Here is a 25,012-nt window from a genome sequence, read left to right as displayed (position 1 = left end):
TGGCGGTGGACTGCGTCGCGCGCACGTACAGACCAGCCAGACCCATCGTAACGGGTACGGCCAGAGAGGCGCCCCACATGTCCGGCGATCCTGCCCGGCAGGGGAGACCGTGAGAGGTATCACTGCCTCGCGGCTAGACGGCAGGCAGCCGGTCCCGCTACTGTCTACCCCGCTGCGCGAGTGGCGGAATTGGTAGACGCGCACGGTTCAGGTCCGTGTGATCTAACGATCATGGGGGTTCGAGTCCCCCCTCGCGCACGACAGGCCCGGAAGGCTGAGAGCCTTCCGGGCCTTTTGGCGTGGCAGGGCCGCGGCGCCGTGGTCCAGGTGCCGGGGTAGCGCCCCGTCTGCCCCCGGGGTACGCGCCCCGGCTACCCCGCCGTCTGCCCAGCTACCCCGCCCAGGCCCGTGTTCTCCGCCAGCCAGTGGGGCCGGGCCCCTGGCCGCGGGGACGCCGCTATGGAGTCCTCCCTGGCGATCCCGACGGCGACGCCGGGCCCCTGGCCGCGGGGCGCCCGCTCAGGCGGTGGGCACGTACCGGCCCTGGTAGACGCAGTCAAAGGGGGCGTTGCCGTGCATGCGGTTCTCAATGGAGGAGACCACCACCTGCTTGGCGGTGCGGGCCGCCTCCAGGGGCGTGGCGCCCTTGGCCAGCTCGGCCGTGAGGGCGGCGGCCAGGGTGCACCCGGCGCCGGAGACCCGCTCGCGCCCGACGGCCGGGACCTCCAGGACCTCCAGGGTCTGCCCGTCGTAGAAGACGTCCAGGGCGGTGCCGGTGCCCAGCAGGGTGCCGGCCTTGGCCAGGACCACCGGCACCCCGGCGTCGTGGATGCGCCTGGCGGCGTCCTTGAGGGCGGCGACGTCGCGGATCTCCTCCACACCGGCCAGGACCTGGGTCTCAAAGAGGTTGGGGGTGGTCACGGTCGCCAGGGGGAGGATCTGCTCGCGCAGGGCGTTGTCCACCTCCAGGGCCGCCCCGGGCTCCTGGCCCTTGCAGATGAGGACCGGGTCCACCACGACGTGGGGGAAGCGGTAGGTACGCAGGGCCTGGGCCACGGTGGCAATGGTGTCGGGGGTGCCGAGCATGCCCACCTTGACGGCGTCAATGCGGCCGTGGACGGCGACGGCGGCCTCGATCTGGTCGTGGATGACGACGGGGGCGACGGGGGTGAAGCGGTGGGCCCAGGAGTGATGAGGGTCAAAGCTGACGATGCAGGTCAGGGCCGTGGCGCCGAAGACGCCCAGGGTGTGGAAGGTCTTGAGGTCGGTCTGGGCGCCGGCACCGCCGGAGGCCTCCGAGCCGGCAATGGCCAGGGCGATAGGTGGAGGTGAGACTGTCATGGCACAAGACTGCCAGATCCGCGAGAACGGTACTTATTCCTCGCGAGAACGGTACTTATTCCTCGCGAGAACGGTACTTGTTCGCCGTGAGAACGGGCAGTCGCGGACACGGCGCCCAGGCAGGCCAGGGGACGCCTCCCCCGCCGGGTGGCAGCCCGTGATTGCGGGGTAGCTGGCCGAGCCGCCTCGGAGACGCCTCCCCCACCAGGCGGCAGCCTCGCCCAGTCCCAGCACGGACACAGGTAGGAGCCTTTCGGGGCACCTGGAAGGTGGAGCCCCGCCCGGACCCCTGGGCACAAGGACAGCCGTGGTGCGCGTGGTGGGGCGCACGCTGGTGGTGTCCCGGACCCCTGGGCACAGGGGCCGGCCGAGACGCGCCGTTACGAATAGCGTTCAGAATAGCCCGGACCCCTGGGCACAGGGGCCGGCCCCAACGCACCAGCCACCAGGGCAGCACTAGCCGCCAGCGCGTCGGCCTATCCCCCGGGAGCGTCCCAGGTCTGCAAGGCACAGAGGCTGGCTATAAGAGCGCGGATCCTCATAATTGAAGACATGTCCGCCGACACCACCCTACGCCCCACGACCCTGGACACCGCGAGCCCCGCGGCTCTCCTCGCCGGGGAGATCGCCGTCGAGGCCGCCCCGCGCCCACTGAGCGTGTTCGACCTCATGCGCATTGGAGTCGGCCCCTCCTCCTCCCACACCGTAGGCCCCATGCGCGCTGGCCGGGCCTTCGCCCGCACCCTGTCAGCCCGGGTCGCACGCCGCCGTGACGAGGGCGACGACACCCCCGTGACCCGCGTCACCATTGAGCTCTACGGGTCGCTCGGCGCCACTGGCCACGGCCACGCCACCGACCGCGCCACCGTCATGGGCCTGGCCGGCTACGTCCCCGAGACCGTCCCGTCCTTCGTGTGCGAGGGGCTCATGAACGAGGTCGAGGCCGCCGGGAGCCTCACGGTCGACGGCGTCGGCCCCGTCCCCTTCGCCCCGGCCACCGACATCCACTTCCTGCCCGGCCGGGTCCTGCCCTACCACGTCAACGGCATGACCCTGACCGCCTACTGCCCGGCCGGGAACGAGATCCTGCGCCGCACCTACTACTCGGTGGGCGGGGGCTTTGTCATGGAGGACACCGGCAGGCCCGGGGCGCCGTCGATCCGCGCCCTGGCCACCGCCTCCAGCGCCCAGGCCCACGCCACGCCCGCCCCCTACCCCTTCTCCACCTCCGCCGCCCTGCTGGAGATCTGCGCCCGCCAGGGGCTGCGGGTCTCGGACGTGGTCATGGCCAACGAGGTCTCCGCCCGCCCCCGCGCCGAGGTAGAGGCCTACCTGGACCTCCTGCGCGACACCATGGCCGCCTGCATCCGCGCGGGCATGGAGGCTGAGGGCACCCTGCCCGGGGGCCTGGGGGTGCGACGCCGGGCCAAGGCGCTCCACGAGCGGCTGGTGGCGCAGTCCACCGGGCCGGGCGCCGCCTTCACCATGGCCGACCCCCTGCGCGGCATGGACTGGGTTGACCTGTTCGCCCTGGCCGTCAACGAGGAGAACGCCGCCGGGCGCCGGGTGGTCACGGCCCCCACCAACGGGGCCGCCGGGATCGTGCCCGCGGTGCTGGCCTACTACCAGCGTTTTATCCCCGGGGCCGACGACGACGGCGTGCGCCGCTTCCTGCTCGCCGCCACCGCCGTGGGCAGCCTCATCAAGACCAACGCCTCGATTGCCGGGGCGGAGGTGGGCTGCCAGGGGGAGGTGGGGTCGGCGTCGTCCATGGCGGCGGCCGGACTGGCTGAGGCGCTGGGAGGAACCCCCGCCCAGGTGGAGAACGCCGCCGAGATCGCAATGGAGCACAACCTGGGGCTGACCTGCGACCCAGTGGGCGGCCTGGTGCAGATCCCCTGTATTGAGCGCAATGCGGTGGCGGCCGTCAAGGCCATTAACGCGGCGCGCATGGCCCTGTGGGGGGAGGGGCGGCACGCGGTGTCCCTGGACACCGTCATTGAGACCATGCACCAGACCGGTGAGGACATGCTCGCCAAGTACAAGGAGACCTCTCTGGGAGGCCTGGCCGTCAATGTGGTGGAGTGCTGAGACGGGCCTGACCGGGCCCCCGCCCTGCCAGACGGCCCCGCCCGCCCGGAGCCCCAGGCGGCAGGACGGCCCCGGGCGGCAGGACCGGGCAGCGGGCAACCCGCGCCCGGAAGAACGTAGTCTGCCTGGCATAATCGGCCTATGGACAAGGCGCAGACGATCTCGAAGGCGGAGCACTACACCATCCGTGAGCTGCACGCCCTGGTGGTCTCCGGGCGCATCCGGCTACCGGAGTTCCAGCGCTCCTTCCGCTGGGAGGCCAAGGACGTCCGCGCGCTCTTTGACTCCCTCCTGCGGGGCTTCCCGGTGGGCAGCCTCCTGCTGTGGAAACGGCCCGCACCGGCCGGGCACCTACGGATCGGGGTGCTCGACGTCGAGGCCCCGGAGGTTCCTGACGCCCTGTGGGTGGTGGACGGCCAGCAACGTATTACGAGCCTGGTGAACGCCGTGGATCCAAAGGGCGTGAAGGACCGGCGTTTTGCGCTGGGGTACTCGCTCACGGAGGGCACGGTGGTCCCGCTGCGGGACCCAGATGACCTGGTGGTCCCGCTGCCGAGCCTCTTCGACCTCGGGAAGGCACTCGCCTGGCTGAACGAGAACCCGGAGGCGGGAAAGGAGGCGGCACGACTTCAGGAGGCCGTCGCCCGGCTGAGTAACGCGGAGATCCCCGCCACCACCATGGAGGACGCCGACGAGTCCGTGCTGCGTGAGATATTTGATCGCATTAACAACCGCGGCAGGAGACTCAATGCCGCCGAGGTCTTTGACGCGCTCCACGGCGGTCCCGGTAAGGGACTGACAATCGAGGGTATCCGAGCCTCTATCGCCTCTCAGACGAGCTTCGGCCTGCTGCCCGACGTCGTCGTCGTCCAGGCGCTCCTGGTGCGTCGGCACACGGATATTACCCGGGATATCCACGGCGAGTTCTCGGATTCTCGACGCCGGGTGAGTGACTTCCCGTCCGAGAGCAGGGAGGAGGCCTACCTGGCGACGGAGCGTGCGCTCCTGGAGGCGGTGCGGTTCCTTCAGGAGGAGGTCGGCGTACCGCACTGGACATTTCTCCCCTTCCGTTTTCAGCTCCTTGTCCTCACCCGGTTCTTCGCGCTCTTCCCCAGTCCTTACGACCGTAATCTCGACCTGCTGGCCCGCTGGTTCTGGCGGACGAGCGTGGCGGCCGATGAGCTCGGGATCAGCGGTTCGCAGACCGACCTACGGGATATGGCCAAGTGCGTCGTCGCGGGAGAGGAGTCCTCCTCCGTGCAGCGTCTGCTCGCCTCCGCCAGGCTGAGTGGCGACCCGACGCCACCGGACCTCAGCACGTTCCGGGCGACCCGCTCGGATGGCAAGGTGGTGCTCATAGCCATGTGGAACCGAGAGCCTGTTGACTTGCAGACTGGTGAGCCCATGACCGTGGAGGCGCTGGCAGACATTCTTGAAGGTGAGAGCACGCCGAGTGCGGCCCTCTCTGATCTCGTACCCGTCACGGCACTGGGTGAGGGTGCCCGCGCGGCCGCCAACCGTATAGTCTCCGGACTGGACCGCAGGACGGTGACGGAGTACCTGGCAAACGGCGTCAGGGACCTAGGGTCCCTGCTCCTTACGGAGGAGATTGTCGCCTGCCTGCAGAATAATGAGCACGAACGGGCCATTGCGCTCCGGGCGCAGCTCCTGGACGCCTACCTGCGCGACTTCGTCACCGTGCGTACCGCCTACCAGTTCGAGGACAGCCCGCCGCTGGAGGACCTTCTCCGCGCCGTTAGCTCCAGCCCCGGAGAGAAGAGCGCACCGTGAGAGAGGAGACCTACGACGTCGCCCTTCATGGGGAGCACGTCGGATCCATACAGAGAAGGGATGAATTCACGAAGTTCGTCCTGGACCGCGGCTACTGGCAGCGTCCCAGACGGAGCGTCCTCGGCCTGTGGTTTGAGAACCACAGGCGCGAACGACCGCATGCCGTCAACCGTGTTCCCGCCTGGTTCTCCAACCTGCTGCCTGAGGGACGCCTGAGAGAGCTTATCGCCCGCGAGCAGGGCGTGAGCACCTTTGCTGAGATCGACCTGCTCGCCCGGATTGGTGACGACCTGCCCGGTGCTGTCACCGTCACCCGGGCAGGGAAGGAGGGTGGTGCTGACGGCCCCGGGGACACGGCCTCAGGAACCCCTCCCCGCGCACGCCCCCGAGACCCGCGTCCTGTTGACACCGGACCCCGGCGCGCGTCACTGGCCGGCATGACGCTGAAGTTCTCTATGAGCCGTCACGGAGACCGGCTCGTCGTCCCTGCCCACGGGGAGGACGGTGACTGGATCCTCAAGACGCCGGACCGCGCTTTTCCCGGGCTGCAGGTCAATGAGCTCGCTGTTATGAGGCTTGCCGGGCAGGTCGGCATTGACGTGCCTGAGGTGGCTCTGTGGGACCGCGCCTCTATTGACGATCTCGGCCCCGGTGCCTGGCCCTCGGAGGAGACCCAGGCCTACGCCGTTCGCCGATTTGACCGCTCTGACCGGGGACGTATTCACAGTGAGGACTTTGCCCAGGTGCTGGGACGCTTTGGTGCTGGGGACGGAAAGTACCACTCCTCCGTGGAGGAGGTGGCTGTCATCGCGTACCGTGAGCAAGACGTTGACTCCCTACGCGAGATGGTGCGGCGTACCGTGTTCAACCTCCTGGTCGGCAATGGGGACGCCCACCTGAAGAACTGGTCCCTCATCTACCCCGACCGGCGCACCGCCCGTCTCTCACCCGCGTACGACCTCGTGTGCACTGCCGTCTACCCGGGTCATGCCGAGCTCGGGCTGCCATTCTTCGGGGCCAGGACTCTGGCCGAGGTCGGTCGCGGTCACTTTACCCGTCTCCAGCAGGCTCTACAGGTGGATCCCGAGGACGTCCTCCACGTGGTTGACGAGACCGTGGAACGGTTCTACGACGTATGGGGCACCGACCTGACCGCGCCGGTGCCGCCCGACGTGAGGCAATGGGTTGGGGGTCACCGGGACGACACCCGGAGAAGACTGGAGCAGGACTAATCGGCAGTACCTCCCATCGGCAGGATCTCGCGGAGAACATAGTCGTCAAAATCAACGGAGAGAGTATCCAGGGGCTCATTGTGGAGGCTGACCTGCTGTCCCGCTAAATAGCCTGACGATGCGGGCAGCCAGGACGTGCGCGTCAGTTTTCTGTCAAGTTTCTTGACGCCTCGGTCCTCGGTCTCGACCCAGGTGTCGTCACAGAGTATCCAGGCAGTACCTGAGGGTGTTACCTTCTCCTGGAGCGAGAAACCCGTGATATCAGCACGCACCCCTGAGGCCATGTCTACCAGCTCACGGGAGGAGGCGTACCACTGCTGGCTGTATGGTCTCAGGTCGGCAGCCCAGTCCCCGGTGACCCGTTCCACCCAGCCGTTGGGGTAGATCCTGTAGACGTGGTCAAGGCTGCTACGGGTCTCGCCACTGGCAGGATCAGCGAGGGTGACGGTCGTCGTCAAGCACGTCGTATAATTGTGGCAAAGATCTGTGTCCGAGTACGGGGAGATCATGACACTGTCAGCTATAGCCCCCATCAGAGGTGGTGCCGGGCCGGGCGCCGCCAGCAGGCTGCACGCCACTGGCGGGCTGTGCGTCACCAGCAGGCTGCGCGTCGTCTGCGTCTCCAGATGTGACCATGGCCTCGATTGTGCCTGAGTCACGGAATGATGTCGACAGGAAACGGTGGGGTACCCCACACCGAGGTACCCCACCGTCTGCTACTGCCTCCTACCGGGTCTGAGTCCCCTCGCCGGACTGACCGCCGCCGGTGCCGCCGGCCCCGTTCTGCCCGGGCGCCGGAGGCTGGCCCGGCCCCTGACCGGACCCGCCAGGCGCGCCCTGGCCCGCTCCTCCCTGGCCGGGCCCGCCGGATCCACCGGATCCACCGGGTCCGCCGGATCCACCGGGCCCACCAGGGCCACCACCGGGCCCACCAGGGCCACCGGCAGCCAGCGCCGAAGCGGTCAGCGTGCGAGAGCCGCCCGAGCTCGTGGACACGGTGTAGCTCTCACCCTCGACCAGTCCCAGGACGGTGGTGGTGGAGGCGGAGATCGTGCTGGTCAGTGTCTGGGAGCCGGAGCCCCCGGTCACGGTGACGGTGTCCCCGACGGCCACACCCGGGGCGTCGGTGACCCCGATGGTCGTGGACTCGCCGTTGACGTCCACGGAGCCGTCCACGGACCCGGCCGTCCCGGAGATGAGGACGGTGCCGCCGGTGACAAAGGCCGAGCCGTTGGAGTCGATCCCGTCCGACCCCGCGTAGGAGATCTGGGTGGTGCCACCGGTGATCGTCAGGACCGCGCCGTCGTCGGACTCGGAGTCGGCGTCCTCGTAGCCCTCGATCACGTGGTCGCCGTTGGTGGCGTTCACGCCGTCGTCACCCGAGGTGACGGTCAGCTCGCCGCCGCTGATATTGATAAAGGCGGACTGAAGGCCCTCGTCAGCGGCGTCGAGCACCACGGTGCCGGAGTCCTGGGTGTAGCTCACCCCGGCATTCACCCCCTTGGGCTTCTCGGTGCCCTGGTCGGCGGCGGACTGCTGGGCCCGGGCACCGGAGGGAGGCTGGGCCTCCTGGCCGGGACCGCCGGAGGCGGGTGTCGCGGCCCCCTGGCCGCCGCCTGCGGTCACGCTCAGGGTGGTGCCGCTGACGGTCACGTCGGTGGTGGCCGAGACGCCGTCGTCGCCCGCGGTCACGGTGACCGCCGCCGCGCCCAGGGCCACGAAGCCCTGGGTCTGGTCGGAGTCCTCGGAGGACTTAATGCCGTCCCCGCCCGCGGTCACGCTCAGGGTGCCGCCGGTGACGGCCACGTAGTCCTTGCCGCGGATGCCGTCGTCAAAGGCGTTGACGGTGACGGTGGGGCTGCCGGAGATGACCACGCCGTTCTTGGAGGAGATGCCGTCCCTGGCCAGGCCGGTCACGCTCAGGGAGCCGGTACCGGTAATGGTGAGGTCGTCGCTGGAGTACAGGGTGGCGGTAGGGGCGTTATCGGAGGTGTCGGCGTAGCTGGCGCCGTCGGACAGGGAGTTGGCGGACCCCGCGGCCAGGACCACGACCACGGATCCGGCGTCCACCACGTTGACGGCGGGGCCGTCGGCGTTGGTAATAGTGGCCCCGTCCAGGACGAGGCGGACGTCGGCGTCGTCCGCGTTGACCACGATCTGGCCGTCGGACAGGCTGCCGGAGACCACGTAGGTGCCCGAGGAGGTAATGGTGACGGTACTGCCGTCCACGGTGGCGCCGGAGCCGGAGACCGTGGCAGAGTCCCCCGAGAGCGCAATGGTCGTGGCCCCCGAGTCGTAGGTGCCGGCCTCGTCAGCCGGTGTGGTGACGGCGGCGACGGCGTCGTTGGCGGCCAGGACGTCAGTCACGCTGGCCCCGGTGGAGGCCGTGCGCACCGAGGTCGAGATAGTGGTCCAGGCGTCCTTGGACGCGGCGCCCGCGCCGGTAGAGGTGCTGCTGGCTGTCGCGGAGCAGCCTGCCAGGAGGGCGGCGGCCGCCAGGCTCGCGGTCACGGCCCTGGTCAGGCGGCGCGTGGGGGTGGGTGAGATCATGTCTTGTCCCTTCATGGATTGTTTAGTATTTGTTGCGTGCACATTAGGCTGGACACTGGTGGAACGAGTCTGTAGGAGCGTCCGGCGCAGCTCTCATGCAGGTGCTGTGCCCACGTGAGAACCTGGGGCGCGTCAGTGCCCCCGGTGGGCGACCCGGTACCTCGGCCCGACGGCGGGCCCCGACCAGCTCCCGCAGCCCTACCGCGGGGACGGACGTAGGCGGGCGGGCCCCGGCCTGGGCCAGCTCCCGGTGCTCTCCTCCTGCCAGCTCCCGGTGCATGACCCGGTGCCACTTGTTGGCGGGCAGGCCGGGGTGGAGCAGGGCCATACCGGTGGCGTACTTGGAGACCCGGGTCGGCCGGTACCCCGCCGCCCACAGGAGCCGGTCGACGGGAGAGGGTACGGCGGGGTTCTTCGTCTCGACGACGGCGTAGCCGCACGCCTGGTAGGTCTCCCCCGCCTCACCGGTGGCGGCGCTGGGGTGCGACCAGGTCAGGGTGGTGTCAATGGTGACGCGGGCGCCGTCGGCGGGCAGGTGGAGGGTGGTGCGCTCGTAGGTGGTAGACAGCGCGGGCATGAGGGTGTCGGCGACCTCGTCGGCCCGGGCCTGCGGGCAGGCGCCCGAGGTGGCCAGGCACTCGGCGACAAAGCGCCGCCCCGGCTCGGTGAGGAGGTCCGTACGGTCGTACTCGGTACGCGACTTCAGGGTGGTGTGTCGCCCGCCCCGGGTCTTGACCTCCAGGAAGGTGAGGTCGGAGTCCAGGTAGGAGCGGGTGCGTACCTTGAACCGACGCCGTCGCCCGCGGGCTGCGAGGTAGTAGGAGTCCAGGTCGGGGGTGTCGAAGTAGGTCGAGGCGTAGGCGAAGGAACGACGTCGGCCGATCTGGAGGACCTGGGCGCCCCCCAGGGCGTGGACCAGGTCCTGGGCCGCGTGGACGGGCAGAAGGTACTTGCGGTCCACCCGGGTCAGGAGGCTGGCGGCGGCGTTGAGCTCGGCCAGGGTGACGGCGGCCAGGCCGTCAGTACTTATGGTGGTCATGTGCGTCCTGTGTCCTATGAGGCTGGTGGGGGCCTGCGGGGTGACCGTGGGGTGGTGGAGCAAACCCTGGCCTGCGGGGTGACCGTGGGCTGGCGGGAGCTGGTGGGGCGGCCCTGGGCCAGGGGGCTAGCCCGGGGCTAGCGGGGCGACCCTGGGCTGGTGGAGCGACCCTGGGTTGGTAGGAGCCAGTGGGGCAGACCCTGGGCCAGCAGAGCAAAACCTGGGTCAGCGGGTGGCACCAGTGAGGACGGCGGCGCGGGCGGCGGGGTCTGTTCCGCTCCCGCCGAGCCGCTGTCCCCCGGCGGTGCGGGCGGCAGACGTACGCGGCACCAGGTAGCTGACGTCCACGAGGGTGGTGTCGTTGACCAGGTCGAGGCGCTGGACCTCGACGGAGCGCACCCGGCCGCCCAGGAGGGACTCCAGGTGGGCGGTCAGCGCGGTCTCGTCGGTGACGGCGCGGTCGAGCACAATGACCTGGCGACGGTTGCGCCGGGCCAGCCGGGGGTGGTCCCCGACCCACAGCGCGGCCACCACCAGGGCCATGAGCGGGGCGATGAGGCTCAGGGGGGCGGTCTGGATGCCGCCCATGAGGCCCAGGGCGAGGGCGGCGAAGAAGTAGGCGATCTCGCCCTGGGATATCTCGGCAGAGCGCAGGCGGATGATTGACAGCACGCCGAACAGGCCCAGCCCCAGGCCCGCCGCAATGGAGGCGGTGGACATGAGGAGGGTGACGGCCAGGACGCCCACGTTAATGCCCAGGTAGGCGGCTATGAGGTCCTTGCGTCCATGGCGTCGGGCGTAGAGGGCGCCGACCAGGACGGCCAGGGCGGTCAGGTCGGCAAGGATGTAGGTGAGTGACGTCACGGTCATGAGCTCCTCCTGCTCCGGGTCTGCGGGCGACGCCGTCGCGTCGTCGGGGTTGGCCGTAAGTCAACGCAGGAGGTCTATGGGGAGCCTGTGAGGCCCGTGTCCCCAGGGTATGAGATCAGCGGCCCCGGTCCGGCCTGGCGCAGTCGGCGCCCGCGTCCCCGTGGCTACGAGCAGGTCAGGCCGCTGCTGGCCCTCCCTCCAGGCCCCCGCCCATGCCCTTGTGGCTACGAGCCGCGCGAGCGGGGATGCCTCGACGTGGGGCCCCTCACCTCCTCACCCGTGGTCCCCATGGCTATGAGATTGACGGCCTTCACCCATGCCCACCATCCTCTAGCTAAGCCGTCACCATTCTCACATATAAGTAGTGGTGCTTCAATAGTTTTTGATAGTTAAAGCTAGCTCTACACTGTCATTACCATTTACTCAGCATTTTGTATAGTCAACCCTTGTCGCCGTTCTTGAGAGTGATTTCAGTCACTTTCTGCTTGTGCGCCGAGGCCCCGACACCTCCTTCACGTCGCTGCTCCCTCGCAGACCGAGGGGCCACCCTCTCCCCTCTGTCCACAGCTGTGGACAAAAGCTGGGGACAGGCTGGGGAAAAGTTATCCACAGGCTTGTCCCCAGGTGGGGAGAAACGGCGGGAGAACGGTCTTTCCCCCACCGGGGCGGCTGCCCCGGGACTCCACACCCTCCCCTCCGCAGTTGTCCACCCCCTGTGGCCCCACGGTTTCAGGGGGTACCCACAGGCCTCATAGGACAGGTGTCAGGAGCACGGGAAGGCCCTGACCGCTCAGTGGGGCGCGCTGACCCGTCCCCTTGGCATCCCACGCCCTCGCACATCCCCCACACCTGTGGACAGGGCTGTGGAAACACATCCGTGTAATTTTCCACAGGTCTGTCCCCAGGTGGGGAGAAAAGGGCCAGGCTGCTGTGGATCCCTCTCCCTGACACTGAATCCACACAATCCACAGCCCCGCCTCCGCCGTCGTCCTCATGCTGTGGACAGCCGCCTCTCAAGCCGGACCCGCACCCCTCGAACCCGACACGACATGACCTCGGTCACACCAAGGCCGCCTACAGCTAGACCCAGGCACCGGCTCCAAGCAATGTCACCGGCGTCTAGCCACCTCATCGTGACCTTCTGTCCACGTTTAAGGAACTGTCCCGGTCTCCAGCTGGTTGCGGACAGCCCAGGAGGACCCGTCCGCCACGGCCACAGGGCCCTGGTGGCCGCCCCAAAACCCGCCGCCACATCCACAGCCCGTCCGCGGCCCTGGTGGGTAAGTGCCTGGATCGTCCGCCCAAGTCGGGACCCCGTCCGCGATCCTGAGGCCGCAGGACCTGCCGCCCAGCCCGGACCCCCTGGTCGACCTGAGCGCGCTCGTCGTGCGTATGCACACCCTCCTGGCTAACCCGGCCCTGGGCTCCGCCGTCCCCTACCCGGCCCTGGAGCTCCTCGCCCGCCCCCAGTCCGAGCGCGTCTACCGCGAGAAGGTCGTGGCGCCCCTGCGGAACGGGGAAATCGACGCCGTCTCCCGGGCCGGCACCGGGGTCTGGCAGGGGACCGACAAGCGCCCGATGGGCCTGAGAAGGTGGCTGAGAATCGGCACCGGGGTCTGGCGGGACCCGACGCCGTCACGAGCGCGGACATGATGATCGGCACGGGCCTGTACCGGCTCGTCTACCTCGGGACGACGCCGAGCCTTGAAAAGGTCTTCACAGTGGCCGAGGCCGTGGCGGGCCACCCCTGCCACGACCCACCTCGCAGTGAGGACAAGGGCTCGGGGCCGCACCCGGGCACGTGTGAGCGGCATGACGAGCACATAATGCGTGATGCATGTCATACTCAACGGCATGACCAATCCTCTTCAGTCAGAGCCCGGACCCCAGGGCAGGCACGTGCAGACCCCTCAGCCGGACCAGCTACCAGCGGCTCAGCCACCGCCAGCTCCTCACCCGGACCAGCCACCACCAGCGCCATTGCCCCGGCAGTACGGGCGAGCCGTCCCCACCGAGGAACAAGGGATCCCGGCGGCTCGCCAGCCTTCTCCCGGACCCGGCGCGGCCCCTGCTGAGGAGCAGGAGAACCCGCCCCCGCACGAGCTGGCCAGTCCGGGCGCACCCCCTTCTCCGGGCGCAGCCTCTCCAGGCACGCCACCTTCTCCGGATGCACCCCCTTCTCCGGGCGCAGCCTCCTCTCCGGATGCACCCCCCTCCCAGGGATCGCCTGACAGCGGGAGCCACCCGAGCGGTGACACCGTCAGCCACGAACCCACCACGACCACCGGGCGGCACCTGGAACCAGTCGCTACCACCCAGATCCTCCCCGTCGTCGCCAGCGGCCCGGTACGCCCCGCCCTGCCGGGCGGCAGGGAGCCAGCCGCCACCACCCAGATCCTCCCCGTGGTCACAGCCGCCCCCACGCGCAGGAGACGGCGGGCCAGCTCCGGGACCACTGGCTCGGGAACCACTGGCTCTAGGACCGCCCGCTCCGGGACCGCCAGCCCCCTCGACGGGACTGCCGTCCCCACGCGCAGGGGACGGATGACCCTGGTGGTAAGCCTGCTCGTGGCCGCGCTCGTCCTGGTGGCCGGGACTGCCGCCGTCACCGCCATGCTCCTGGGCGGCGGCACGACCGGCACCTCCGCCAGCTCACCCACTCCCGACCAGCCCTCACCCACACCCACGGGGAACAGGCAGCAGTGGTCGCAGGCCTGGCTAAAAGGCACCGAACAGGCTTGGACCCTGGAGCCTCCGGGCACCGGCACCACGAGCACGATCGTGAGGCTCACGGACGACAAACTCATCCGCACCACGAGGCAGAAGGAGAAGGGCTCAGTTCTGGTCACCGTCTTCAGGCTGGGTCAGGGCAAGCCCGAGCAGCTCTGGGAGGAGAAGATCACGTCCACCGCTCCCGGCACGACCATCTGGAACGGGAAGATCATCATCGGGAACAATGTCATAGACATCAATTCCCGCGAACGCAGCACAGCATTGTGGGGTGCGGAGGCGGACACCTACGCAGCGACCGGCGTCGGCGTCACGGCATGCTCAGGGACGTCGTGCGCCCTGTGGACGTCACTGACCGAGAAGAAGTGGGAGGCCACCATCCCCGTGTCCAAGCAGGCCTACATCAACACCGGCTCCAGGGTGGGGAGGTACGTCCTGGCCGGCGGGCGCGCAGATAAGGATCCGAACTTCAGCGTGAACATCGACACCGGCGAGGTCAAGAAGATGGAAGGGAGCCAGTCCCAGAACTCCCCACACGCCCTGGTAGACGGCTGGGTCATTTATGACAAGAACGGAAACATCAGCATCTACAAATCCGACGGCACGACCAGGGAGAAGTTCACGACGGACACCTCCAGGAACTTCACCACCTACCCCTGGTCACCCAACCGCTTCACCATCGACCAGACCCTGGCGTGGCTCAAGAACGGAGACACCTCCTGGGCCCCGGGCACGTACTCCGTTTCCACAACCGACCCCACCTGCCAGTCCATCACGGTAGCCGGCAAGGACATCAACCTCGGCAAGGACAACGAGATAACAAAGAAGGCTGACGGGAAGTGCTCCGCAGAGTTTGCCACCCACGCCTTCCAGCTCTCAGAAAAAGGGCAGATCTCAAGCTACCTCAACTACGAGGGCGACAAGAAGTTCCTCCTCCTCATCGACATGACCACGGGAGAGTCGTAAAAGCCCCTCACCCTGGGCGGGCGCAAGACGCAGTACGTGGTAAAGGACAACCTGCTCATTGCCTACGAGGAGTCGGGAAAGATTACCGCCTACCGTCCGCGGTAGTACGGCGGCCCCGCTCAGGGAGCCGTCATCGCCAGCGCCGGGGACAGCCGTCAGCCTCGCCAGCCCCCCTCTTCCCAGGCCCGGGGACAAGTTGGCATCCCAGCCAACGCCCGCACGCAGGTGACGGACGGCCACGAGGCCCAGGCCCACAGCGCGGACCCGCCCAGCGCCCGCACGCAGACGACAGAAGAAGAGAGTCTTCCTCTGCCACACGACCTGCCCCAGACAAATCGGTCCACGATTAGATCCCGTTCCGTTCGCGCTATAATGGAGCCCAATGGCATGGTCTGCCTCTGTCTTGTGTGTCCTGTGCGGGAGAGTGGGCGGTACGGTGCCTGTGCTCGACGCCGTGGGCCTGCGCCGGAGTGGACCTAGTGAGGGGGAGGGGGCGCGGTGCGGGTGCTCGCGAGGTTGAGGCCAGCCGAACTTGTGGTCTTGGTCACCATCGATGTGGTGCGGGACACCCTGTCTGACTGCCACTTTTCCGCATGGTCTCGTCCAAAGCCGGCGCCGGATCCGCCTCTGGGGCCGTCGGTGGCGAGTGGCGTCATACCAACGAAAAGTGGTAGAAATGAGGCGCTCCAGCCACCTGCCGGAAGGGCCCCGCGGGGCCGGTGGCGATCCAGCCCCTGGAAACGTTGCAACCACGCGCCTCCCAGGAGCAGGGGTCAGGGAGCACCCCGCACCGCTAGGTGCATTAAGACCTGTCAATACACCTCCGCCACCAGGGGCGGCGAAGTCAGGGAGCACCCCGCACCGCTAGGTGCATTAAGACCTGAAGATTCGGAACAGGATGCTCGCTGGTGCGAACGTCAGGGAGCACCCCGCACCGCTAGGTGCATTAAAACCATGGCCGCCGTCCGGGCTGTCATCCCCATGGCCTGTCAGGGAGCACCCCGCACCGCTATAGCGCGAATAGGATTAGGATCTGGTTGTAGGCTTGTGCTGTCCGCGCTGTAGGTCGTCCTGTGTGCCTGCATGCAAGGTGTCTTGTGTTCCTGTGGGCTAGCCGCACCCGTGTTGGCGCGACCAAGGGAGACCGGATCCACCTACCTCGGGCTGCCGGTCCGGGGCCTGTCCTGTACTGGCGTGACCGGAAATCCTCTGGGGTGGGTGGTGGGATGTTTTGCCGTCTGGTCTGGTGTCTGGGCGGGGCCGTCGCCATAATCCCTGTGCCTCGTACCGCCTCCGTCACTGTCCCGGGACCGGCCCTGACTGGCGGGCTACGATCCCTGCGCCACCTCTATCCATGGTCCGGGTCCTGTTTTGGGTTGGGGTTGGGTGGGTTATGCGCGGTCCTGGCAGTGGTGGGTAGTCGGTTCTGTCGCAGTCTGAGGATCAGAACCGGATCCACCCCGTTTCTACTTTTGTGCGCGTAATGTCCACGCAGGTCAGGGGCTCGGGCCCTGGCGTGGCCGGGAGTGGCCCTCGTTCTGATCCTCAGAATGCGACACGCATACAGAAACAGGCCAGCAGACAGGCGGCAACCTATCCAGCACACCGCATAAGACCACCCGGACCCGCCCGGACCCACGCCAGGAGACGAGGAACCCCCAGCGTACCGGGCCCGCACCCGGACAAGCGCGGCAGACACCCCACCACCCGGACCCACGCCAGGAGGGACAAGGGCAGATCGACACCGCCTCAGCGTCCGGCACCTACACCAGACCCGCACCAGGAGACGAGGGATCCCCGCCCCGCAACCGACTCCGTCCCGCCTACAGCCAGCCGCCGTACAGCCCGGACGGAGCAGGACCCGGTCACGGACCCGCCCCGCAGCCGGGCCCACCTGTGCCGCGCCGGGGTACGGTGACCGACGTCCCCCACCGGGCAGGCCCGGCACCCCCGCCAGCCCAGTGACAGGCCGGGGGCCGCTGACCCGGCGACCTCCGCAGGGCCGGACCGGGGGCCGCTGACCCGCTGGCAGGCCAGGCCGGGGGCCGCGGACAGATCACCAGCTGGCCCGGACGGCGGAGTTGCACATTCTTTCTACAAACCACGATCAGTAAACGCCAGGATCACGCGGATCCGCCAGACGGCCCGGACCCCAGGAGACGGGATGAATGTGCGACGGCGCCCGCGTTGCACATTCATCCTGTCCCCGGGCGTCCCCCGGGCCGGGAAACCGTTGGAACCACACCACCACCCCTGCCAGCACCCCAGAAAGAATGTGCAACACCACCCCACTCCCTGACGAGGCACACCACCAGCAGCCACCGCTCTGGCCAACCACTGCCGCACTCGGCAGGACCCCGACCCAGCACCACCAGCAGCCACCCCGACCCCCGCAACCGGACCCCGCCTTGCCCGCGCCGTACGGCACGCAGTGGAACATTTTGTGCAGAGGGTAACCGATTGCGCACAAAGTGACCTAGATTCGTCACTTTCTGCACAAAACGTTACCCTACGCACAAAACGTTACCTCGTGCACAAAACGTCCCCGCACACCACTCCCACCCACACAACCAGGAACCCCGACTCCCCACAGACAGACCCCACCCACACCACAAACACCACCCCCACGAACAAGTACCGTTCTCACGACAAACAAGTACCGTTCTCACGAGCAATAAGTACCGTTCTCACGGAGAGGGCGCGGGCACATAGCGGGATGCCGGCCGAGGTAGCCGGGCACGCGGGCCGGGGTGCGAAGAGCGATCAAACGGTGCGTGCACCTAGACGTGACCTGTGCCATGCTCTGCCGCATGAGCAGTCCCGAGCAGCCCCAGCCGGGCCCCCGACAGCCCCAGCACCCCAGGGCGGACCAGGAAGGAGCGGACCAGGGAGGATCCGCACCGACCAGTTCCGCCACCTCCCAGTACGGCCTGTCCCCGCAGCCCCAGTCCGACCAGCCGACGCCGTCAACCCCGGCCGGGCAGTACGGTCACGTACCAGCTACCCAGCCAGCCCAGCCCGGAGGCGCCACCGAGTACGGACGCACCGCCCCAGGAACCCAGGCCGCCGCTCAGGCCGCCACCCAGGCCGAGCACCCCGACCAGGCCGGGGAACCAGCCACCGAGTACGGACGCACACCCCAGTACGGACGCACCGCCCCAGGAACCCAGGCCGGAGGCCCGCACGCCCAGTCCGTCCCCACCGGCACGGCACCCGGGCTGGTTACCAGCGCCGAACCGGCCGCTGCCAGCTCGGTGCCGTACAGCCCGTACAACCCGCAGGATGCACGGGAGGCCGCCAGGGCACGGTACGGCCCGGACGCGCCCGACACCCCCTACAACCCGTACAGCCCGCAGGGCACCCCTGCGGGGGCCGCGTACTCACCGGGTGGCCCTGGCGCCTCCTACGGGACACCGGCACCCACCCTGGGCGCCTCGGCCCCCGCTGGCTACCCCCAGGCCGCTCCCGGCACCCCGCTGGCCCCCGCACACAGGCGACGGACGGCCCTCATTATCACCCTGGTGGTGACCGTACTCGTCCTGGTGGCCGGGACCGCCGCCGTCACCCTGCTCCTGGGCGGGAAGAGCAGCACCACCGACAACATCAGGTGGTCCACCGCCTGGCTGAAAGGATTCGAGCAGGCCTGGACGCTGGAGCCCCCCGGCGACAAACCGAGCGACACATTCGTGTATATTCTGGACGACCACCGCTTCATACGGCTTACCCGGAAGGACGGGAGGACTACGGCCACTATGTTCCGTCTGGGGCAGGGGACGCCCGAGCAGCTCTGGGAGGAGACGGTCCGTTCCTCGACCTTCGGTGGCTCCATCTGGAAGGGGAAGCTCATTATCGGTAACACGGTGATCGACCTGGAGTCGCACGAGCGCACCACCGCCCCGTGGGACGCGCGAGTAACCACCAACGGGAACGAGGAGAACGGTCTCGCGGTCTGCACGGACACGTCGTGCTCCCTGTGGAGCTCACTGACCGACAAGAAGTGGGAAAGCAGGCTCCCGCAGTCGGGACGGACGACTATATACACCAGCGAGAGGGTCGGCAGGTACGTGATCGCCGCTAATTACGAAGAGGACGACACCTACTACGTCGTCAACCTCGACAACGGAAAGATAAGAAAGCTGGAGGACAACACGGTCGACCCCATTCCTCAATCCCTGGAGGACGGGTGGGTCACCTACGGCATCGACGGTCACGTCGTCATCTACGAACCCGACGGCACCGTTAAGGAGCGGTTCACAGCAGACAACGACAGGCCGTCTACCGTCTACCCCTGGACACCTAACCGTCTCACCGTCGCCCAGGCGCGGGCCTGGCTCAAGGACGGGGACACCTCCTGGGTTCCGAGCACCTTCTCCGCGTCCACCACCGACACCACCTGCCAGTCCATTACGGTAGCCGGCAGGGACATTAACCTCGGCAAGAGGAACCCGTTCTCCGAGAAGGAGGTCGAGGGCTGCCAGGCAGGATCACCGGTCCACGTCTTCTACCTCTCCGGGAGAGGCCAGGTCTCCAGCTACTACAGCTACGGCGACACCACGTCGACCCTCACTATCATTGACATGACCACCGGGGCCTCGCAGTCGATGACCCTGAAGAGTCGCGACGACAACTACACCGTCAAGGACAACCTCATGATCGTCTACAGCGACTCAGGCAGGCTCACCGCCTACCGTCCCAGGTAGAGCCCCGTTTAAGTCATCGGCGGGCCACCCACCGGCCCGGGAGCCCACCGCCCGCCTTCGGCTCCCGGGCAGCCCCCGGTCCCACGCACGTGCCAGAGGGGGGCGCCCGGGTTGCCAGCGGGGCTGGCGTACCAGCCCTCGGCCCCACGTGCGCGTCAGGTCGCCCTTCAGCCAGGTGGCCAGCTCGTCGCGGCCCCGGCCCCACGTGCGCATCGGGTGGACTGAGCTGCTGGAGGACATTGCGGCGCAGCGTCACCCGGCCCACGCACGTGCGCGTCGGGCGGAGGCCAGCTTGCTACGTGACGCGCCAATCAGAAGACAAGCGCTCATGCGTGATCTGTATCATACTCTACTCTATGACCAATCCCCTGAATCCCCAGCCATCCTCCCCGCACCCTGATCAGTCCCCCACAACCCAACCAGGCCAGAACGAGCCACCAGCGTCATTAGCCCCACCGACGTCGCCCTCCACCGGGGTCTACGGGCGGGTCCCGCAGGCCGCGCGCCCCGCCCAGCCCCAGACCCCTGCGGCCGGGCAGGGCGCACCTGCCGGCACACTGTACGGACGTCTCGGCGCGGCCTCCCCGTACGGCCCGTACGGGCTCACGCCTAGTGGCGGGCCGCGTGCCGACGACGGGCGCTACGCCCACCCCGCCCAGCCAACCGGCCAGTACACCCCCTACCCACCTGCCGCCGGACAGTACGCAGCGCCACCGGCGGGCCCCTCGCTGTCCGACGCCTCAGGGCCTGCTCCCGCGCGCAGGAGGCGGGCGGCCCTCATTGTCACCCTGGTGGTGGCCGCACTCGTCCTGGTGGCCGGGACCGCCACCGTCACCACCCTGCTCCTGAGTGACGACAAGGACAGGCCCACGAGCGCCGACGGCGCCTCCGGCTCCCCTGCCCCCAGCCAGTCCCCGACCGCCCCCGCGCAGGACGGCAACAGGTGGTCCAGCGCCTGGGGGAACGGCGTCAAGCAGGTGTGGACCCTGGACGCCCCGAGCAGCGGCAGCAGGAACGTGACAATAGGTATTAACGACGACAAGCTCGTGCGCTTCGTAAAGAAGGGCGACGACTTCACGACCGTCACCGTCTTCCGCATGGGGCAGGGGACACCCGCGCAGCTCTGGGAGGACACGGTCCAGACGGGTCCCAACACCATAGTCTGGCAGGGCAAGATCGTTACCGGGAACACCGTGATCGACATTGAGTCGCGCGAGCGCTCCACGGCGTCGTGGGACGCGCAGTCCACGGTCTTGGGGTGGGGAGGTGGCATCTTCACCTGCGCGGGCACGCACTGCGAGATGTGGACCTCCCTGACCGAGAAGAAGTGGGAGACCACCATTAAGGTAGCCAAGCAGGCCTTTATCACCCCGATGAGCCGCGTGGGGAGCTACGTCATCGGCGGCGGGTTCGACACTGACGACACCTACTACGCCGTCAATACCGACACCGGTGAGTCCAAGCCCATTAACCAGTCCGGCCTCATGCACTTTCCCACGGAGCTGTCGGACGGGTGGCTGGTCCACGACGAAGGAGATGCTACTAACGACAACGACGACACGATCAGTCTCTACGATCCCGACGGCACCCCCAAGGAGACGTTCCCGCTCAGCACCGGGCACGCCGCCTACCCCTGGTCGCCCGTCCCCCTCACCGTCGACCAGGCGCGGGCCTGGCTCAAGGACGGGGACACCTCCTGGGCTCCGAGCACCTTCTCCGCGTCCACCACCGACACCACCTGCCAGTCCATTACGGTAGCCGGCAAGGACGTTCGCATCGGGCTCTACAACCAGCTCGTAGAGGACAAGGACGGCAGGTGCGTCCCCGAAGCCTCCGTCAACGCCCTGGTGCTCTCAGGATCAGGGCCTGTTATCGCGCGCTACATGTACGCCGGCACCAACACCTTCTCCTTGCGCATTATAGACATGACCACCGGCGCGTCCCCGGATCCCGTCCCCCTGGGAGGCAAGGAGTCGGGGTACCTCCTCAACAGCGCCGGCGACCTGCTGGTCACCTACGACGACGTCGGGAAGATGACCGCGTACCAACCGGCGTAGGGGACCGGCCCGCCGCCTTGAAGACGCGGTAGGGACCGCGCTGCCAGCCTCGGGCCCCAGCCTTTCGCCGGGGCCCGAGCACAGTGGAGCTAACGGGACTCGAACCCGTAACCCCCTGCTTGCAAAGCAGGTGCGCTACCAATTGCGCCATAGCCCCTGGCTGAGCGTCTCAGAGCTCCTCGTCCACCGGGTCCGTGACCTCGGCCCAGGCCGCCCGCTCCTGACGGGCCGCCTCGTAGCGGAGCCAGAGCGCGTAGGCGGCAGCCCCCAGGGACGAGAAAACCGCGGCCTTCAGAAGCGTTCTGCCTGTCATGAACTCTCCTCGTACCGCGGGCGGTGGACGGTGGGCCTAGCTGGACTCGAACCAGCGACCTCATCCTTATCAGGGATGCGCTCTAACCAACTGAGCTATAGGCCCGTGCGACCGGGCAAGGTTAACCCACCCGGCCCGCCCGGATCAAACCGGATCAGTCGTCCGCCAGTGTGAGATGAATCCCTCCCACGAGCCTGACGGTGATGTTGTACAGGAAGGCCCCGATCGTGGACAGGGCGGTAGTCAGGATGATGTTGACCACCGCGATGATGATCGACATGGAGAAGGTCCGGGAGAACTGGAGGTACTGGACCAGGGCGGTGAAGGAGTTGGAGTTGGAGTCCATGACCGAACTCACAAGGTCCTGGATCGTGGCGAAGACCTGCATGGAGTCCAGGAGGAACCATATGAAGGAGGCCGCCACGACGGTCATGATGCCCATGGCCACGCTGAGCAGGAAGGATACCTTCATGACGGACCAGGGGTCGATGTGGGTCAGGGAGAGGTGGACGCGCCGAGGGCCGCTGACGGTCGCCTCAGACGGGGGGGTGGAGCTCATGCCAGGTCCTTACTGTCGTTCTCACTCAACGCTACCGCAGTCAGGCGGTCTCATCCGTGCTCGACGCCGAGGTGTCGGCAGGGACGACGATCTCACTGTCCGTGCCGGGCGCGCCCGCGGCCCCGGAGCCGTCGGCGCCGTCGGAGCCGTGGGGAGCGGCCTCACGCGCGGCACCACCAGGAGCGTCACCGGCCTCCGGAGCGGCACCCGTCGCGCTGGCCTCGGCGTCGTCGTCCGGGACGTCCTCACCGTCGAGGTCGCGCTCGGCGTTGCGGGCCACCGCGAGGATGCGGTCGCCGTCGTCGGGCTTGGCGAAGGTGACCCCCTGGGTGGCGCGCCCGGTGCGGGAGACCTCCGCGACGGCGGAGCGCACCACCTTGCCGGAGGCCATAATGCACAGGACCTCGTCGCTGGGGGCGGTCACCAGCGCCCCCACCAGGTCCCCGCGCTCCTGGACGAGGTTGGCGACCTTGACCCCCAGCCCGCCGCGCCCCTTGGTGGGGTACTCCGCCACCGAGGTGCGCTTGGCGTAGCCGCCCTCGGTGACCACGAACAGGTCGGCCTCCTGCCAGCCGGGGTCGATGACGCCCATGGCCAGGAGGCTGTCGCCGTCCCGGAAGCGCATGCCGGTCACGCCGCTGGTGGCGCGCCCGGTGGGCCGCAGGGTCTCGTCGTCGGCGTGGAAGCGCAGGGACTGGCCGTGCCGGGAGACCAGGAGCAGGTCCTGGCCGGCGGACAGCAGGGAGGCGGAGACCAGCTCGTCGCTGACCCCGTCGCCGTTCTCACGCAGGTTAATGGCGATGACGCCCCCGGAGCGGTTGGAGTCGTACTCGCTCAGGCGGGTCTTCTTCACCAGGCCCCGGCGGGTGGCCAGGACCAGGTAGTCCGCCTGGGAGTAGTCCGCCAGCTCCATGACCTGGGCGATCTCCTCGCCGGGCTGGAAGGCCAGGAGGTTGGCCACGTGCTGACCCTTGGAGTCGCGCCCTCCCTCGGGCAGCTCGTAGGCCTTGGCCCGGTAGACCCGGCCCAGGTTGGTGAAGAACAGCATCCAGTGGTGCGTGGTGGTGGTGAAGAAGTGGGAGACGACGTCGTCCTCACGCAGGGCCGCGCCCTTGACCCCCTTACCGCCCCGGTGCTGGGAGCGGTAGGCGTCGGTGCGGGTGCGCTTGGCGTAGCCCGAGCGGGTGATGGTGACCACGATCTCCTCCTCGGGGATGAGGTCCTCCATGCTCATCTCCCCGTCGAAGGGCACGATCCGGGTGCGTCGCTCGTCGCCGTACTTCTCCACGATCTCGGCCAGCTCGTCCGCGACGATGCCGCGCTGGCGCTCCGGTGAGGCGATGATCTCGCGCAGGTCGGCCACGCGCTCGCGCAGCTCGGCCGCCTCGGTCTGGATCTTGAGCCGTTCCAGGGCGGCCAGGCGGCGCAGCTGGAGGGAGAGGATGGCCTCGGCCTGGACCTCGTCCACGCCCAGCAGCCCCATGAGCCCGCTGCGCGCCTCCTCGGTGGTGGGGGAGCGGCGGATGAGGGCGATGACGGCGTCCAGGGCGTCAATGGCCGCCAGCAGCCCCTCCAGGATGTGCAGGCGCTCCAGGGCGCGGCGCAGGCGGTACCGGCTGCGCCGCACAATGACGTCCATCTGGTGGTCCACCCAGTGGCGCACGAAGCCGTCCAGGCTCAGGGTGCGCGGGACGCCGTCGACCAGGGCCAGCATATTGGCGGGGAAGTTGTCCTGGAGCTGGGTGCGCTTGTAGAGGTTGTTGAGCACCACCTTGGCCACGGCGTCGCGCTTGAGGACGATGACCAGGCGCTGGCCGGCGCGCCCGGAGGTCTCGTCGCGGATGTCGGCGACGCCGGTGACCTGCCCGTCACGCACCAGCTGGGCGATCTTCTCGGCCAGGTTGTCCGGGTTGACCTGGTAGGGCAGCTCGGTGACCACCAGGCACTGGCGGCCCTGGATCTCCTCGATGGACACCACCGCGCGCTGGGTGATGGAGCCGCGTCCGGTGCGGTAGGCGTCCTCGATGCCGCGCCGCCCCAGGATGGTGGCCCCGGTGGGGAAGTCCGGGCCCTGGACGCGGGCGATGAGGGCCGTCAGGAGCTCCTCGCGGGACGCCTGGGGGTGCTCCAGGAACCACTGGACGCCGCTGGCCACCTCCCGCAGGTTGTGCGGGGGGATGCGGGTGGCCATACCCACCGCGATGCCCTCGGAGCCGTTGCACAGCAGGTTGGGGAAGCGGGCCGGCAGGATGGCCGGCTCCATGTCCCGCCCGTCGTAGTTGGGCGCGAAGTCCACCGTCTCCTCGTCGATGTCGCGCACCATCTCCATGGCCAGGGGGGCCATCTTGGCCTCGGTGTAGCGGGGCGCGGCCGGGCCGAGGTTGCCGGGGGTGCCGAAGTTGCCCTGCCCGGCCACCAGCGGGTAGCGCAGGGACCAGGGCTGGACCAGGCGGGCCAGGGCGTCGTAGATGGCGCCGTCACCGTGGGGGTGGTACTTGCCCATGACGTCGCCCACAATGCGTGAGCACTTGGAGAAGGACGCCGTGGGGCGGTAGCCGCCGTCGAACATCCCGTACAGGATGCGGCGGTGGACCGGCTTGAGGCCGTCGCGCACGTCCGGCAGGGCACGCCCCACGATGACGCTCATGGCGTAGTCGAGGTAGGAGCGCTGCATCTCCGTCTGGAGGTCGACCGGCTGGACGCGGTCGTGGGGGACGCCTGCGGGGGCGCTGGTGGTGGGGGCGGTCTCTTCGCTCACGGGTTTCCTTCAGGT

14 protein-coding genes, 3 tRNA genes and 1 pseudogene are annotated in these 25,012 nt (G+C 68.4%); 8 read left to right on the top strand and 10 right to left on the bottom strand.

Features of this window, described 5'->3' with window-relative positions:
• The first annotated feature begins 174 nt into the window (after positions 1-174).
• Positions 175-258 (top strand) — tRNA-Leu (locus C3V41_RS09515).
• A 261-nt stretch (positions 259-519) separates the two neighbouring features.
• On the opposite strand, the gene C3V41_RS09510 is transcribed toward C3V41_RS09515, so the two are convergent.
• Positions 520-1,341, bottom strand: a complete 822-nt coding sequence (locus C3V41_RS09510; protein WP_106110062.1) for a PfkB family carbohydrate kinase — start codon at positions 1,339-1,341, stop codon at positions 520-522.
• A 552-nt stretch (positions 1,342-1,893) separates the two neighbouring features.
• On the opposite strand from C3V41_RS09510, the gene C3V41_RS09505 reads away from it, so the two are divergent.
• From C3V41_RS09505 to C3V41_RS09495, 3 genes are all read left to right on the top strand, one after another.
• Entirely contained in the window at positions 1,894-3,432 is a 1,539-nt protein-coding gene (locus tag C3V41_RS09505) for an L-serine ammonia-lyase (RefSeq protein ID WP_106110061.1), read from the top strand.
• A 141-nt stretch (positions 3,433-3,573) separates the two neighbouring features.
• Positions 3,574-5,223, top strand: a complete 1,650-nt coding sequence (locus C3V41_RS09500; RefSeq protein WP_106110060.1) for a GmrSD restriction endonuclease domain-containing protein — start codon at positions 3,574-3,576, stop codon at positions 5,221-5,223.
• Positions 5,220-6,455 (top strand): type II toxin-antitoxin system HipA family toxin, encoded by a 1,236-nt coding sequence (locus C3V41_RS09495; RefSeq protein WP_106110059.1) that lies wholly within the window; start codon positions 5,220-5,222, stop codon positions 6,453-6,455. Before C3V41_RS09500 ends, C3V41_RS09495 begins: the two co-directional genes overlap by 4 nt.
• Here the strand turns inward: C3V41_RS09495 and C3V41_RS09490 are convergent.
• The 4 genes and pseudogenes from C3V41_RS09490 to C3V41_RS09475 form a co-directional block, all read right to left on the bottom strand.
• Positions 6,452-6,913, bottom strand: a complete 462-nt coding sequence (locus C3V41_RS09490) for a hypothetical protein (RefSeq protein WP_129591549.1) — start codon at positions 6,911-6,913, stop codon at positions 6,452-6,454. The two genes, C3V41_RS09495 and C3V41_RS09490, sit on opposite strands and share 4 nt — an antisense overlap.
• A 268-nt stretch (positions 6,914-7,181) precedes the next feature.
• Positions 7,182-9,020, bottom strand: coding sequence for a carbohydrate-binding domain-containing protein (locus tag C3V41_RS09485; RefSeq protein ID WP_106110057.1), 1,839 nt, complete (start codon positions 9,018-9,020; stop codon positions 7,182-7,184).
• Between the two features lie 28 nt (positions 9,021-9,048).
• Complete coding sequence (locus C3V41_RS09480; RefSeq protein WP_106110056.1) at positions 9,049-10,044, bottom strand: polyphosphate polymerase domain-containing protein; 996 nt, start codon at positions 10,042-10,044, stop codon at positions 9,049-9,051.
• 309 nt (positions 10,045-10,353) lie between these two features.
• A pseudogene (locus C3V41_RS09475) lies at positions 10,354-10,914 on the bottom strand (DUF4956 domain-containing protein); the annotation flags it as partial.
• A 1,284-nt stretch (positions 10,915-12,198) separates the two neighbouring features.
• Between C3V41_RS09475 and C3V41_RS09470 the strand changes: the two are divergent.
• The 4 genes from C3V41_RS09470 (at position 12,199) to C3V41_RS09450 (ending at position 21,367) form a co-directional block, all read left to right on the top strand.
• Positions 12,199-12,567 (top strand): hypothetical protein, encoded by a 369-nt coding sequence (locus tag C3V41_RS09470; RefSeq protein WP_106110054.1) that lies wholly within the window; start codon positions 12,199-12,201, stop codon positions 12,565-12,567.
• Between the two features lie 891 nt (positions 12,568-13,458).
• Entirely contained in the window at positions 13,459-14,610 is a 1,152-nt protein-coding gene (locus C3V41_RS09460; RefSeq protein ID WP_129591548.1) for a hypothetical protein, read from the top strand.
• Between the two features lie 2,810 nt (positions 14,611-17,420).
• Positions 17,421-19,310, top strand: coding sequence for a hypothetical protein (locus tag C3V41_RS09455; RefSeq protein WP_129591547.1), 1,890 nt, complete (start codon positions 17,421-17,423; stop codon positions 19,308-19,310).
• A gap of 791 nt (positions 19,311-20,101) precedes the next feature.
• Positions 20,102-21,367, top strand: a complete 1,266-nt coding sequence (locus C3V41_RS09450; RefSeq protein ID WP_106110051.1) for a hypothetical protein — start codon at positions 20,102-20,104, stop codon at positions 21,365-21,367.
• Positions 21,368-21,451: 84 nt separating this feature from the next.
• On the opposite strand, the gene C3V41_RS09445 is transcribed toward C3V41_RS09450, so the two are convergent.
• The 5 genes from C3V41_RS09445 to gyrA all read right to left on the bottom strand — a co-directional run bounded on the left by C3V41_RS09445 (position 21,452) and on the right by gyrA (position 24,997).
• Positions 21,452-21,524: transfer RNA gene (locus C3V41_RS09445), tRNA-Ala, on the bottom strand.
• Between the two features lie 12 nt (positions 21,525-21,536).
• Positions 21,537-21,680 (bottom strand): DLW-39 family protein, encoded by a 144-nt coding sequence (locus C3V41_RS13175; protein WP_165271629.1) that lies wholly within the window; start codon positions 21,678-21,680, stop codon positions 21,537-21,539.
• A gap of 31 nt (positions 21,681-21,711) precedes the next feature.
• Positions 21,712-21,785 (bottom strand) — tRNA-Ile (locus tag C3V41_RS09440).
• 49 nt (positions 21,786-21,834) lie between these two features.
• Positions 21,835-22,239, bottom strand: coding sequence for a DUF3566 domain-containing protein (locus tag C3V41_RS09435; protein WP_106110050.1), 405 nt, complete (start codon positions 22,237-22,239; stop codon positions 21,835-21,837).
• Positions 22,240-22,279: 40 nt separating this feature from the next.
• Positions 22,280-24,997, bottom strand: a complete 2,718-nt coding sequence (gene gyrA, locus C3V41_RS09430) for a DNA gyrase subunit A (protein ID WP_254423556.1) — start codon at positions 24,995-24,997, stop codon at positions 22,280-22,282.
• Positions 24,998-25,012 lie beyond the last annotated feature (15 nt).

The sequence above is a fragment of the Actinomyces sp. oral taxon 897 genome, assembly GCF_002999235.1.
GTDB lineage: Bacteria > Actinomycetota > Actinomycetes > Actinomycetales > Actinomycetaceae > Actinomyces.
This window is presented reverse-complemented; position numbering and strand designations above follow the sequence as displayed.

Coding starts and splice junctions, on each gene's coding strand:
- C3V41_RS09510 (WP_106110062.1), bottom strand. CDS start 1,341: ATGACAGTCTCACCTCCACCTATCGCCCTGGCCATTGCCGGCTCGGAG.
- C3V41_RS09505 (WP_106110061.1), top strand. CDS start 1,894: ATGTCCGCCGACACCACCCTACGCCCCACGACCCTGGACACCGCGAGC.
- C3V41_RS09500 (WP_106110060.1), top strand. CDS start 3,574: ATGGACAAGGCGCAGACGATCTCGAAGGCGGAGCACTACACCATCCGT.
- C3V41_RS09485 (WP_106110057.1), bottom strand. CDS start 9,020: ATGAAGGGACAAGACATGATCTCACCCACCCCCACGCGCCGCCTGACC.
- C3V41_RS09480 (WP_106110056.1), bottom strand. CDS start 10,044: ATGACCACCATAAGTACTGACGGCCTGGCCGCCGTCACCCTGGCCGAG.
- C3V41_RS09460 (WP_129591548.1), top strand. CDS start 13,459: ATGACCCTGGTGGTAAGCCTGCTCGTGGCCGCGCTCGTCCTGGTGGCC.
- C3V41_RS09455 (WP_129591547.1), top strand. CDS start 17,421: ATGAGCAGTCCCGAGCAGCCCCAGCCGGGCCCCCGACAGCCCCAGCAC.
- C3V41_RS13175 (WP_165271629.1), bottom strand. CDS start 21,680: ATGACAGGCAGAACGCTTCTGAAGGCCGCGGTTTTCTCGTCCCTGGGG.
- C3V41_RS09435 (WP_106110050.1), bottom strand. CDS start 22,239: ATGAGCTCCACCCCCCCGTCTGAGGCGACCGTCAGCGGCCCTCGGCGC.